This window comes from Pseudocitrobacter cyperus (genome assembly GCF_039889165.1).
GTDB classification, from domain to species: Bacteria; Pseudomonadota; Gammaproteobacteria; order Enterobacterales; family Enterobacteriaceae; genus Pseudocitrobacter; species Pseudocitrobacter cyperus.
The window spans coordinates 188,010-200,614 of the sequence record NZ_JAYMYY010000003.1 but is presented as its reverse complement, the minus strand read 5'-3'; the positions used below and the strand labels follow the sequence as shown (position 1 = coordinate 200,614).

Here is a 12,605-nt window from a genome sequence, read left to right as displayed (position 1 = left end):
CACATCAGTCCGTGACTGCTTGCGCATAGTAAACGAAGGGTTTTAATTGCGCAATTTTTATACGGCCATTATGACTGTTGATGACGAAAAACCGGCAGGAGATAGCGCTGCGTCTGTTCAAGAATGGCTTCATACTGCTCGTTTTCGAGGGTACGCCACAGGCGCTGATACCAGAGATCGCTACCTTCACCACTGACTACCATATTCCCTTCATACGCCTGAAGAAACTTGCTTCGCGCTTTTTGCTGCGTTTCGTCATCCATCAGGATGGTATTGCTGTCAGCATCGAAGCAGGCTTTAAGCCAGGCTCCGCCGCTTTCTGGCAGGAACAACAGCGGCTGCGTCATGCCAAGCTGGTACCCTTCCACCAGCTCAGTCAGATAGGCTTTTGCCTCTTCCACCTGTAGCGGCGGGAAGTGCCATTCCCCCTCTTTACGCAGCAACAGACGGCTTTCACCGGTTCCGCCACTGGCACAGTAGACAAGGTGTTCCAGCCAAAGTTGCATCCCCTGCGAAACACTAAGCAAAGATGGGCGCCAGCGCAACAATCCATTCGGCTGCACTTGCGTCAGCCACCCGGTGATGTTAATGCCTGCACATTCAAGGTCGATTTCCACGCTTTGCGCAGGCTGCCGCAGTTCGAGTACGCGTGCGGCCAGCGCTTCCATTTCCTGGCGCTGCACCTCCCAGGCGATTTCACCATAAGGCCCGTAAGGCAACGTGCCCGCCGCCCGATAACGACGATACATCTCCCCGGCATCCTGCTCTTCAATCAACGTATTCAGTAATTGCTGATTAAGCTGATAGCGGGTCAGCCCTTCCAGGATAAAGGGTTCGGTATCAGGGATTTCGCTCTCCTCAGAGCGAAAGTTCACCTGCAAACGCATCTGGAAGAAAGCGCGCACCGGATGCTGCCAGAAGCGCTGCAACTGCTCCAGCGGCAGGCTGGTTAGCTCCAGCGGTGCCAGCGGCTGAATAAAGGGAGAATGAGCCTGCCCCTGCTGGCTGGCTGCCGCCAGCCACTCTCGCGCATAGCTCTGCCGTTCCCCGGCAGTAAAATTCTCCGCATCAAACGGCATGCGCGTATGGTGATGCATGATATGCGCTTTCACACGTCGATCGCTTTCGTCGCAGTTCAGTGCCTCATCGCCCACCAGACAGTGGCTCTGGCCAATGTAATCCAGTAGTTCCTGCACCAGCACCGAGGGATATCGTTCACTGTTGTCCTGGATTGAACGGCCAATGTAGCTGATATAGAGCGCTTGCCCGGCAGACATCAACGCTTCAAGGAACAGATAGCGGTCATCATCACGGCGGCTACGGTCGCCACGCACCGGCTTCTGACTCATCAGGTCAAAGCCCAGCGGCGGCAGCGCGCGCGGATAAACACCATCGTTCATGCCAAGCAAACACACCACTTTGAAGGGAATAGAACGCATCGGCATCAGGGTACAGATGTTGACCGGCCCGGCGAGAAAACGCTGGCTGATTCGTTCCTGATCGAGACGCGAAGCCAGTTCATCGCGCAGCAGTGAAAGCGGCACCATTCCCTCATATTGGGACTGAGTTCCCTGGCCGATGATTGCCTGCCACTGCTGTTCGATCAATGCCAGCGCCGCTTCTGTGTCCTGATCCGGCAGGAAGAAGTCATTGAGCATGTCCCGGCACACTGGTAGCCACTCTTCCAGCGGGCGCGCCTGTGACAGCCCCTGCCGCCAGTGGTTAAGCTGCATGAGCAGTGATGCCAGATGCCCCACCAGCTCGGCGATTAACCCACTCGATTCGTCGTAAGGCAAAACCGACTGCCACTCCCCCTGCCGGCTCTCCATGGCATAGCCCAGCAGCATGCGCGTCAGGCCAAAGCGCCAGGTATGTTGCCCGGTGGCAGGAAGGTCGAGTTCGCGCACGTTGTCGTCATCCAGTCCCCAGCGAATGCCAGACTCATTCACCCACTGGCGCAGGTAGCGCTGCCCCTCTTCATCAATATTAAAGCGGGCTGCCAGTACGGGCACGTCCAGCAGCGCGAGAACATCTTCGCTGATAAAGCGGCTGTCCGGCAGCGAGAGGAGTGTGATGAACGCCTGCATCGCCGGGTGCGCCTGACGAGCTCGGCGGTCAGAGATGGCGTAAGGCAGGTAGCGTTCGCCGCTGGCGCTGCCAAACACCGCCTGAATAAACGGGCTGTAGCTGTCGATATCCGCCACCATCACGATGATATCGCGCGGTGTCAGGGTCGGGTCTGCTTCCAGCATCGCCAGCAGACGGTCGTGCAATATTTCCACCTCGCGCTGTGGGCTGTGACATACGTGTACCGTCAGGCTACGATCGTTCGGGTCGAGTGCGCGTTTGGCGCCACTATGGGCAAATTCTTGTGCCGTGCGCCCGGCAACCGCGGAATTTTTTAACTCCAGAACGTCATGTTGCAGATTATGCAGCAGGTTATCGGGGTCAATATCAACAAACGCCTCCAGCTCCTGATAGCGCTCAAGCCCCGCCAGCAGGTAGATATAATCGCGCCCCAGCTTGCCCCAGGAGGCTAACATCGGGTTGGTGACATTTTGCTCGCCCTCGTCGTTAAACAAACCCGGCGCAGCATCCGCATCACGAAACAGCGGCAATGCACGTTCTTCACGGAAGTGGCGGCGTTGGCGAGCCTGCAAACGTGCCAAAAACGCCGGATCCTGAATATCCCCCCAGTAGTAACGGCAGGGGTTAGTGAACAGCACGTAAATATCAATGTGTTTACCCAACGCCTGTAAGGCATGGAGATAAACTGGCGGCAGTGCTGAAATACCACAGATAAACACGCGCGACGGCAAACCTTCCGGGCGGGTGTCGCTTTTTTCGAGGATATCGATAAAACGCTGGTAGAGATTAGCACGGTGCCAAAGCGGCTGACCGAGCGTTTCGGTATGCTCCACCAGCGCTTTCCACAGTGGCGCCTGCCATAATTGCGCCTCGCCCAGGCCATCGACCAGCCTGTCGTTTTCCCAATCAGTCAGCCACTGCGGACGATAGACCAGATACTGGTCATAGAGATCCGCCACGCGTGAAGCAAGCTGGAACAACTTACGTTTATCGCCATCATCGTGAAGATAGTGGCGCAGCGGCGTAAACGCCTCGTTATCCAGCATTTGCGGCAGTAGCGTCATCAGCTTCCAGCTCATGCTCTGTTTGTTGAAGGCGCTTTCACCAGGAATATCCGGCAGTACGCGGGTGAACATATCCCAGATAAAGCTTGCCGGCAGCGGGAAGTCGATATTTGCCGCGATGCCGAAACGCTGCGAAAGGGTCATCTGGAGCCATTGCGCCATCCCGGTGCTTTGCACCAGCACCATTTCAGACTCGAAAGGGTCGTCGAGCCGCTGCTGCTCAACAATGAACTCCATTAATGCTTCCAGCACATCCAGGCGATTGGAGTGGTAGACCCGTAACATATTCGCTCCTGACTACAGTTTGACGGGGCAATGTAACCGCGTCATGTGACCTTGCTTACCCACCGGGGCGGTAATAGTAACATTGATGCTGACACAACTTTGGGTTGATGTCTCCACGCGCTGGCTTTCCCACCCCTCCGGCAGGGGCTGCGCCTGGCGCTGAGTCTGCAACCATGCATAACGCCAGAGCTGGCGATACTGATTAAGCTGGTGATTCCCCAGCGCCAGGTTACGGTAATAGCCGCCCAGCGCAGTGATTACGCTCACCATAAGCAGCATCGCCAGCAGCACTTCCGGCAGGCTGAAGCCACGCATTTTCTCTATGGCATCTGGCATAATGCTTTCTCCTGTAAAGGGCAAAAATCGCTCCAGCCATGGGGCGAGAAAACAATGCCATTAATCTGACGTGCGCCGGATTGCCATAGTTGAATGCCGTTGCTGTCCGCCATCAGCAGAATGGCGCCGTGGTCGAGCAGGCGCAGGCAGGCGCGGCTACCGCCACTGTAAGCTCTGCACTGCACGTCTACCCCATCCGGCCACGATACGGTTTTTCCCCACTGAAGCGTGGAGTGCGCCTGCGCCGTATTGCGTAGTGCCAGCGTTTCGTCATTCACCATCGCCACCTGTCGCCGCTGCATCTGGTTAAGCCCCTGTAACATCAAACTGCCTAACACCAGCAGCAACAGAACCAGCGCCAGCGACGACGCTCCCCGCTCGCGATTCACAGGTTATATCCCGTTACGCTATAAAGCGCATTGACGCGCCCCGCCCCATCAGCGCCGGTGGCGCTCATTAATATCGTTAGCTCCGGCGAAAAACCGGCGCTGTTTTTCCGCGAAACCTGAAACTGCGTCACGATGACGGTTTCCGGGTTGGTCATTTTGTCCCATCCCTTCCCCTCACAGGCCGTCGCCCCTCTCAGGGTTTCCAGCACACCGTTTTGCAAACGGAAACCGATGCTGTCGGCATCCGTCATCGGCGACGTCTGCCAGATGCCATCGCTGTTGCTATCCCAACGAACAATCACACACTGTTCCTGCCTCGCCAGTTCAAGAGCTTCCCCCTGGCACTGTCCGTTACAATACCCGGCTCGCTGAAGATGTTTCGCCACCGTATAGAGCCGCTGCCAGACTTCGTCCTCCAGCGTCTGCTGGCGGGTTTGCTGCAAAATACCGCGCTGCAGGGCTGGCAAAAAGCGCGATGCGCCCAGCAGCAGAATGCTGCTGATAGCCATCGAGATAAGCACCTCCAGCAGCGAAAATCCGCGCATCATGACTGGCACTGATGACCTCCATCACTTTGACATAACCGAACTCGCCCTAACCCGGAGAGGATCGCCTCCCAACGCCCGGCGTCACTTTGTAGCGTGATACTCCCCGCCCAGGCCGTATTTCGTAGCCCATAGAACCCGAGAGAAGGTGTCATGGCGGCAAGTGAGACCTCCGGCCACGGCGGCAGAAATACCGCGGGCTTCCCCGACGGGCAGCCTTCGGTTATCGCCGTATCCGCGACCAGACACCAGCGCGTTTCGACATAATGTGCCGTAATCAGCCGATCGCGGTTATGCCAGTTGGCGTCATTACGTAAAAACAGCAGGTAGTCGCGTAATTGCGTGGCGGTTTGCCATAACCGCTGTTGCTGCTGCCAGCTCTGCCAGCCATATAGCCCGCCGGCGCTGAGGATAATCATCAGCGAGAGCGCGACTAACGTTTCAATCAGGGTGTAGCCCTTTTCTCTGTTCATGGCGGCGAGTATCGACAAAGCCCATCAACATTTCGAGCTGCAAGTTTAGGTTTTACGAGGAGGTTTCAGAGATATCTACGCAGTTGCAACGCATTGCAAAAAAACGGGAAGGAGGATTCAGAATATAAAAAAACCGGTACACGCGGTGTACCGGTTTTTCACAAGGTGCGCTTAAATAGCGACAGGCGCTTTGATGCCAGGATGCGGGTCGTAGCCTTCAATCTCAAAGTCTTCGAAACGGTAATCGAAGATGGAGTCAGGTTTACGTTTAATCACCAGTTTCGGCAGTGCGCGAGGTTCGCGGGTCAACTGCAGCGCAGTCTGTTCCATGTGATTGCTGTACAGGTGGGTATCGCCGCCCGTCCAGACAAAATCGCCCACTTCAAGGTCGCACTGCTGCGCCATCATATGCACCAGCAGCGCATAACTGGCGATGTTGAACGGCAGGCCAAGGAAGACGTCACAGGAGCGCTGATAGAGCTGGCATGAGAGTTTCCCGTCGGCCACATAGAACTGGAAGAAAGCGTGGCAAGGCGCCAGCGCCATTTTATCCAGTTCGCCCACGTTCCACGCCGAGACAATAATGCGGCGGGAGTCAGGGTCATTTTTCAGTTGATTCACGACGGTTGCGATCTGGTCGATATGACGTCCATCCGGCGTTGGCCAGGCGCGCCACTGCTTACCGTAAACCGGGCCAAGGTCGCCATTTTCATCGGCCCATTCGTCCCAGATGGTGACGTTATTTTCACGCAGATACGCCACGTTAGTGTCGCCCTGCAGGAACCACAACAGCTCGTGGATGATGGAGCGTAAATGACAACGTTTGGTCGTCACCAGCGGGAAGCCATCCTGCAAATTAAAGCGCATCTGGTGGCCAAAAATAGAGATCGTGCCCGTGCCGGTACGGTCATTTTTCGGGGTGCCTTCATCAAGCACCTTCTGCATCAATTCAAGATACTGTTTCATGATTCCTCAGGAGACGTGTTGCTGCGGACGGCGAAATGCCCAGACCATCATCATGATACCCGCAAGCACCATCGGAATGGAAAGGATCTGCCCCATGCTGATGTACTGAACCCATGTGCCGGTAAACTGCGCATCCGGCTGGCGGAAGAACTCAACGATGATGCGGAACAGGCCATAGCCAATCAGGAACAGGCCAGAGACCGAACCCGCCGGGCGCGGTTTGCGGATAAACCAGTTGAGGATCAGGAACAGCACCACGCCTTCCAGCGCCATTTCATAAAGCTGCGACATATGACGAGGCAGAGAGCCATATGTGTCGAACAACGTCTGCCATTCAGGGTGTGAAGGCAGCAACGACAGATCTTCAGCGCGAGAGCCAGGGAAGAGCATCGTGTATTTGAAACTCGGGTCGACACGCCCCCACAATTCACCGTTGATAAAGTTGCCCAGACGCCCGGCGCCAAGGCCGAACGGGATCAGCGGAGCAATAAAATCAGAGACCTGGAAGAAGGTACGTTTGGTGCGCTTCGCGAAGATGATCATCACGATAATCACGCCAATCAACCCGCCGTGGAACGACATGCCGCCATCCCAAACGCGGAACAGATAGAGTGGATCGCTCAGGAACAGGTCGAAGTTATAGAACAGGACATAGCCGATACGTCCGCCCAGGAAGACCCCGAGGAAGCCCGCATAGAGCAGGTTTTCAACTTCGTTTTTCGTCCAACCGCTACCCGGACGATTGGCCCGGCGCCCCGCCAGCCACATCGCAAAGACGAAGCCAACCAGATACATCACGCCGTACCAGTGCAGCGCAACCGGTCCGATGGAAAAAATCACCGGGTCAAATTCCGGGAAATGCAGATACCCACTATTCATCTGTCACCACAAGTTCTTGTTATTCCGCCGAAAGTGGTCAGCGGTAGAGATGTGCGCCAGCAGGGAGCAGGCGCGCCAAAGGTGCGAATGATAGCACAAGGCGCGCGCGAGATGATGCGGGGAAGATGTAAAAGATGTGTATAGGGAGAGGACATCAGCGCGCCCATCCCCCCGTTCACCGCCCCCCGCGAATCAACCCGCCCAGCCCACGACGTTCCATAAACGCGGCCACCTGGTGACGCACCTCCGTTGCCAGTTGTGCTTCAAGACTTCGTTGCGCCAGGGTTTGCGCTTCTTCAAGATCGATATTGCGCAGCAGATATTTGACACGCGCCACCGAGCGTCCGTTCATCGATAAATGACGGAAACCCATGCCAATCAGTAGCGTAACGCACATCGGGTCGCCCGCCATTTCACCGCACAGGCGAAGATCGATATCGTAGCGTTCCGCTTCCTGCACCACCATCGAGAGTACGCGCAGCATGGCCGGATGCAGGCTATCGTAGATACTCGCCACCCGCGTATTGTTGCGATCCACCGCCAGGATATACTGGGTGAGATCGTTGGTACCCACAGAGATAAAGTCGATGCGATTCGCCAGATGCGGCAGCATAAATACCATCGACGGTACTTCCAGCATGATGCCAATACGCGGTTTCGGGATCGCATAGCCGATCATCTCTTCCACTTCACGCCCGGCACGATCAATCAAACGGCGCGCCTCGTCGATCTCATCAAGGCTGGTAACCATTGGCAGCAAAATACTGAGATTGCCCGTCGCCGCATTGGCGCGCAGCATGGCGCGCACCTGGATCAGGAAGATCTCCGGCTGATCGAGCGTAATGCGGATCCCACGCCAACCCAGGCATGGGTTCTCTTCGCTTATCGGCATATACGGCAGTTGTTTATCCGCGCCGACGTCAAGAGTGCGCAGCGTGACCGGTTTGTCATTAAACATCTGCAGCATGCCCTGGTACTGCGCGACCTGCTCCTCTTCCGACGGAAACCCGCTTTGCAGCATAAAGGGGATTTCTGTGCGATAGAGGCCAATACCGTCGATTCGGCGACCCTGTTTCTCTTCGTGTTCCGGGCTGAGGCCTGCGTTGAGCATCACTTTCACCCGCTCGCCGCTTTTAAGCTGCGCCGGGCGTTCGACATCATCTTCCGCAATGCGGCTCAGTTCATGTTCTTCGCTGATAAGCCGTTGATATTCCTGAATCAGGATCGGTTCAGGGTCAACCAGCAACTCGCCGCGATATCCGTCCACCACCAGAGTACGGCCATGCAGTACCGAAGGTTGAATGTCCGCGCCCATGACGGTAGGAATGCCGAGCGCGCGCACCATAATCGCCGCATGGGAGTTGGCCGCGCCATCGCGCACCACCACGCCGACCATTCTGTCTTGCGGTACTTCCGCAAGCGTGGTCGCCGAGAGTTCATCGGCCACCAACACAAAGCGCTCCGGCCAGGCGTTCGCGCCCTGAATGGTGTCATCAAGGTGAAACAGCAGGCGCTGGCCCAGCGTGCGCAGGTCGCCCGCCCGCTCTTTCAGATAACCGTCGCTTAGCGCGGCAAACTGTTCAGCGAATTTCTCCACCACCTTTTTGACCGCCCATTCGGCCACCGAACCTTTATCCACTTCAGCAAACAGCGCCCGGCGCAGGCTGGCATCAGACAGCAGATGCGAATAGAGGTCGAAAATCGCGGCAGTCTCTTTTTGCGCCCCGGCAGCGTAACGTTTGCTGTAACGTCGGAACTCGTTGGCCGCCTCTTCCAGCGCGCCGGTCAACCGCTCGCGCTCCAGGGCTGTGTCGAGCGTCGAGGCTTCGTATACCTGCTCCATCAGCGGTAACGTCGCATCCATCCAGCCTTCTGCGATTGCCACGCCGGACGATGCCGGAAGGGCGCGAATACGCGTCTGACGATATTGACCAAACAGTGCCGTCAGTTGTGACTGGGAAAGAATCGCCGCCATCTGCGTCGCAAGAGTGACCAGGAAAGACTCTTCGCTTTCGTCATACTGACGCAGCTCTCGCTGCTGAACGACCAGTACGCCCAGTAGCTGGCGGCGCTGAATAATCGGTACGCCGAGAAACGCGCGGAAGCGCTCTTCTTTTACGGAGGGGATATATTTAAAGCTGGGGTGTTTTTGCGCATCCGCCAGGTTGATGGGTTCAGCCAGCCGACCCACCAGCCCAACGATGCCTTCATCAAAAGCGAGCGTGACTGTGCGACCGCGCGGTTTTTTTAACCCGCGCGTCGCCATCAGGTAGTAACTGCGTCGATCATGGTCGGCCAGGTAAACCGAGCAAACCTCGGTTTCCATCGCCAGGCAGATATCCGTTACCAGAATATCCAGCGCCTCATTCAAACGCGGCGCGCTGGCCACCTTCTCGACTATTTCGCGTAAGCGAGTGAGCATAATGTGCGTGGCTTAACCTCTTTTACGTCGATAAGCGGGGGCGTTCTGCGGCCTGGAGTTGCTTTCCGCGAGCGCCATCACCACACTGGCGAACTCTTTCATCACCCGGCGGTAGACATCACGCTTAAACGAGACGACCTGACGCACCGGATACCAGTAACTCACCCAGCGCCAGCCATCAAATTCCGGCGTGCTGCTGGTTTGCATATTGATATCTGCGTCATTGCCGATCAACTGCAAGAGAAACCACTTCTGCTTCTGGCCGATACAAACCGGCTTTGTGTCCCAACGCACCAAACGTTTCGGTAACTTGTAACGCAACCAGTTTCGGGTTGAAGCGAGGATCCGCACATCCTTGCGGCTTAACCCCACTTCTTCAAACAGTTCCCGATACATCGCCTGTTCTGCGGTTTCTCCTGGATTTATCCCGCCCTGCGGGAATTGCCAGGAGTGCTGACCATAGCGTCGGGCCCACATTACCTGGCCCTGACGGTTGCAAATTACAATGCCAACATTTGGGCGGTAGCCATCGTCATCAATCACCGGACTACCTCAACATAAGCTTCAATGTGAATGATTGTTTCATACTCCCCGGAAACGGTAAACCACTCTCTCACCCCGCTCACAACGAATAACATTTGAATAACTCACAGTAATCATCAGAGTTATAAACAGAGGATGGTGCGCAAAGGCAATTTTATTCACTTTTTCTGTGGATAGAGTTGTGAAGAAGTATGGAATTAACCAGGGAAAACCCGGAGTACTCCTAATCATCAGAGATAAGAGCATCTCAGCAAAATGCTATTTTTCATAAACTTATTGGCATCACTTATCAGTTATCACATCATAACGTGACGATCATCACATTACCGATCCTTTGATTGATGAAAGATCGAGCAACGCCGATTTTATCCACAGATTGTGCCAGCATCTTAGACATCTTTTGTGCAAAATTTCGATTTTCATCGCACGTCAAGGCTGTAAATGGAAACAGTAGTGGGGCTTTTCCCCAGTTATCCCATTTTTCTGTGGATAACAGGGTGTAAGATCCTGTTCATTGCCAGTGACCAGAATTGGAAAACCTTTTTTCTACGACTTTTTCATGAAGAAAATAGAGAAAAAAAGCTATATTAATCATCATATTGGCATCTTTACTCAGAAAAAGTTAAACTCTATCCACACTGTGCAAAACTCTCGCTCTTTTTTTGAACAAAAGGTTTAATACCATGTCAGCCCTTCTTCCATTGGCCTCTTCCCCACAAACTCAGGCTGAGTTATTAACACAGGCGCAACGTCTGGCTGGGTATTCGTTGGGAGAACTGGCGGCGATGGCGGGGATGCCCATTCCCAAAGATTTAAAGCGTGATAAAGGCTGGATTGGCGTACTGCTGGAGCTTTGGCTGGGCGCCAGCGCAGGAAGTAAACCCGAGCAGGATTTCGCCGCGTTGGGCGTGGAGCTCAAAACAATCCCCATCGACAGCCTGGGCCGACCGCTGGAAACCACCTTTGTCTGCGTCGCGCCCCTGACCGGTAATACCGGCGTGACCTGGGAGAACAGCCACGTTCGCCATAAGCTAAAGTGTGTGTTGTGGATCCCGGTTGAAGGCGAGCGCGCCATTCCACTGGCTGAACGCCGGGTCGGTTCACCGCTGCTGTGGACGCCGAGCGCAGAAGAAGACCGCCAGCTACAAATGGACTGGGAAGAGTTGATGGATCTCATCGTGCTGGGTCAGGTGGAGAAAATCACCGCCCGCCACGGCGAGGTATTGCAGCTACGTCCTAAAGCCGCCAACAGCAAGGCGCTGACGGAAGCTATTGGCGCGCATGGCGAGCCTATTCTGACGCTACCGCGCGGTTTCTATCTGAAGAAAAACTTCACTGCCGCCCTGCTGGCCCGCCACTTCATGCTGCAACCGCATTAATATTTTTACCCTGCCGCTCCGGAAGCTTATACTTGTCGCTTTCGTTTTTGGCAGGATTTGATAGATGTTATTTGCATGGATAACCGATCCTAACGCCTGGCTGGCGCTGGGTACCCTGACGCTTCTGGAGATCGTCCTTGGGATCGACAACATTATTTTTCTCTCGCTGGTAGTTGCTAAACTCCCGACGGCACAGCGTGCCCATGCCAGACGCATAGGCTTGCTGGGGGCGATGATCATGCGCCTGGCGCTGCTTGCATCCATCGCGTGGGTAGTGAAACTGACCCATCCCCTGTTCAGCGTATTGGGTCAGGATGTCTCTTTTCGCGATCTCATCCTGTTGCTCGGCGGGCTGTTCCTTATCTGGAAAGCGAGTAAAGAGATCCACGAGTCGATAGAAGGCGATGAAGAAGGGTTAAAAACCAACGTTCACTCATTCCTCGGCGCTATTGTTCAGATCATGCTGCTGGATATTATTTTCAGCCTCGACTCTGTGATCACCGCCGTGGGTCTGTCCGATCATCTGTTCATTATGATGGCGGCGGTGGTGATTGCTGTCGGGGTAATGATGTTTGCCGCACGTCCGATCGGCGATTTCGTCGACCGTCACCCGTCGGTGAAAATGCTGGCACTCTCATTCCTGATTCTGGTCGGTTTCACCCTGATTCTGGAAAGTTTCGACATTCATGTGCCGAAGGGATACATCTATTTCGCGATGTTCTTTTCCATTGGCGTCGAAAGTCTCAACCTTATCCGCAACAAAAAGAATCCTCTGTAACGCCTTCTCCAGCCCTCTTTTGAGGGCTGTGTCTTATTTTTTTAAGACTTTCCTGCTTTATGCTCTCATAATAATCAGTTATCACTACAATGATAAACGTGCGGCCATAAAAGGGGATTAAGGATGAAAAAATGGGCGGTGTTGATTTCCGCAGTGGGTTTGGCTTTTGCAGTATCGGGTTGCAGCAGTGATTATGTGATGGCAACCAAGGATGGCAGAATGATCCTGACGGACGGAAAACCGGAGGTCGACGACGACACCGGGCTGATTAGCTATGAAGATCAGCAAGGCAACAGAATGCAGATCAATCGCGACGACGTTTCGCAAATCATCAGACGCTAAGAAAAGAGGTCAGCCCTGCTGGCCTTTTTTGATTTTTTACTTCCCCTTTCACTCTCCCTCTGCCATTTTTATATTCCTTTGTCGGGGATTTCCTGACGTTGTTCAGAAAAAGGAAG

Annotated in this window: 13 protein-coding genes; 4 read left to right on the top strand and 9 right to left on the bottom strand. The window is 54.8% G+C overall.

Annotated elements, in window-relative coordinates; translation table 11 throughout:
• Positions 1-68: 68 nt before the first annotated feature.
• From recC to rppH, 9 genes are all read right to left on the bottom strand, one after another.
• Positions 69-3,437 (bottom strand): exodeoxyribonuclease V subunit gamma, encoded by a 3,369-nt coding sequence (recC, locus tag VSR74_RS12515; protein WP_347795044.1) that lies wholly within the window; start codon positions 3,435-3,437, stop codon positions 69-71.
• A gap of 12 nt (positions 3,438-3,449) precedes the next feature.
• Positions 3,450-3,773 (bottom strand): prepilin-type N-terminal cleavage/methylation domain-containing protein, encoded by a 324-nt coding sequence (locus tag VSR74_RS12510; RefSeq protein WP_347795043.1) that lies wholly within the window; start codon positions 3,771-3,773, stop codon positions 3,450-3,452.
• Positions 3,758-4,162 carry a DUF2509 family protein gene (locus VSR74_RS12505; RefSeq protein WP_347795042.1) on the bottom strand — a complete coding sequence of 135 codons (405 nt, stop codon included), beginning with the start codon at positions 4,160-4,162 and terminating at the stop codon, positions 3,758-3,760. Before VSR74_RS12505 ends, VSR74_RS12510 begins: the two co-directional genes overlap by 16 nt.
• The gene (locus VSR74_RS12500; RefSeq protein WP_347795041.1) at positions 4,159-4,719 is read right to left on the bottom strand and encodes a prepilin peptidase-dependent protein; all 561 of its coding nucleotides are present in this window, start codon (positions 4,717-4,719) and stop codon (positions 4,159-4,161) included. Before VSR74_RS12500 ends, VSR74_RS12505 begins: the two co-directional genes overlap by 4 nt.
• Positions 4,707-5,180, bottom strand: coding sequence for a prepilin peptidase-dependent protein (locus VSR74_RS12495; protein ID WP_347795040.1), 474 nt, complete (start codon positions 5,178-5,180; stop codon positions 4,707-4,709). The genes VSR74_RS12500 and VSR74_RS12495 overlap by 13 nt, the downstream gene beginning before the upstream one ends.
• A 171-nt stretch (positions 5,181-5,351) precedes the next feature.
• Positions 5,352-6,146 carry a thymidylate synthase gene (gene thyA / locus VSR74_RS12490; RefSeq protein WP_347795039.1) on the bottom strand — a complete coding sequence of 265 codons (795 nt, stop codon included), beginning with the start codon at positions 6,144-6,146 and terminating at the stop codon, positions 5,352-5,354.
• A gap of 6 nt (positions 6,147-6,152) precedes the next feature.
• Positions 6,153-7,025, bottom strand: a complete 873-nt coding sequence (gene lgt / locus VSR74_RS12485) for a prolipoprotein diacylglyceryl transferase (protein WP_347795038.1) — start codon at positions 7,023-7,025, stop codon at positions 6,153-6,155.
• Positions 7,026-7,200: 175 nt separating this feature from the next.
• Entirely contained in the window at positions 7,201-9,447 is a 2,247-nt protein-coding gene (gene ptsP, locus VSR74_RS12480; protein WP_347795037.1) for a phosphoenolpyruvate--protein phosphotransferase, read from the bottom strand.
• Between the two features lie 12 nt (positions 9,448-9,459).
• Positions 9,460-9,990: an RNA pyrophosphohydrolase gene (gene rppH / locus VSR74_RS12475; protein WP_347795036.1), complete on the bottom strand. Its 531-nt coding sequence runs from the start codon at positions 9,988-9,990 to the stop codon at positions 9,460-9,462.
• Positions 9,991-10,431: 441 nt separating this feature from the next.
• Here rppH and VSR74_RS12470 point away from each other — a divergent pair, with 441 nt between their 5' ends.
• The 4 genes from VSR74_RS12470 (at position 10,432) to VSR74_RS12455 (ending at position 12,489) form a co-directional block, all read left to right on the top strand.
• Positions 10,432-10,581: a hypothetical protein gene (locus tag VSR74_RS12470; protein ID WP_347795035.1), complete on the top strand. Its 150-nt coding sequence runs from the start codon at positions 10,432-10,434 to the stop codon at positions 10,579-10,581.
• Positions 10,582-10,673: 92 nt separating this feature from the next.
• Entirely contained in the window at positions 10,674-11,369 is a 696-nt protein-coding gene (mutH, locus tag VSR74_RS12465) for a DNA mismatch repair endonuclease MutH (RefSeq protein ID WP_347795034.1), read from the top strand.
• 64 nt (positions 11,370-11,433) lie between these two features.
• The gene (locus VSR74_RS12460) at positions 11,434-12,147 is read left to right on the top strand and encodes a TerC family protein (protein WP_347795033.1); all 714 of its coding nucleotides are present in this window, start codon (positions 11,434-11,436) and stop codon (positions 12,145-12,147) included.
• 123 nt (positions 12,148-12,270) lie between these two features.
• On the top strand, positions 12,271-12,489 hold the full coding sequence (locus VSR74_RS12455; protein WP_347795032.1) for a YgdI/YgdR family lipoprotein: 219 nt from the start codon (positions 12,271-12,273) through the stop codon (positions 12,487-12,489).
• The last annotated feature ends 116 nt before the right edge of the window (positions 12,490-12,605 follow it).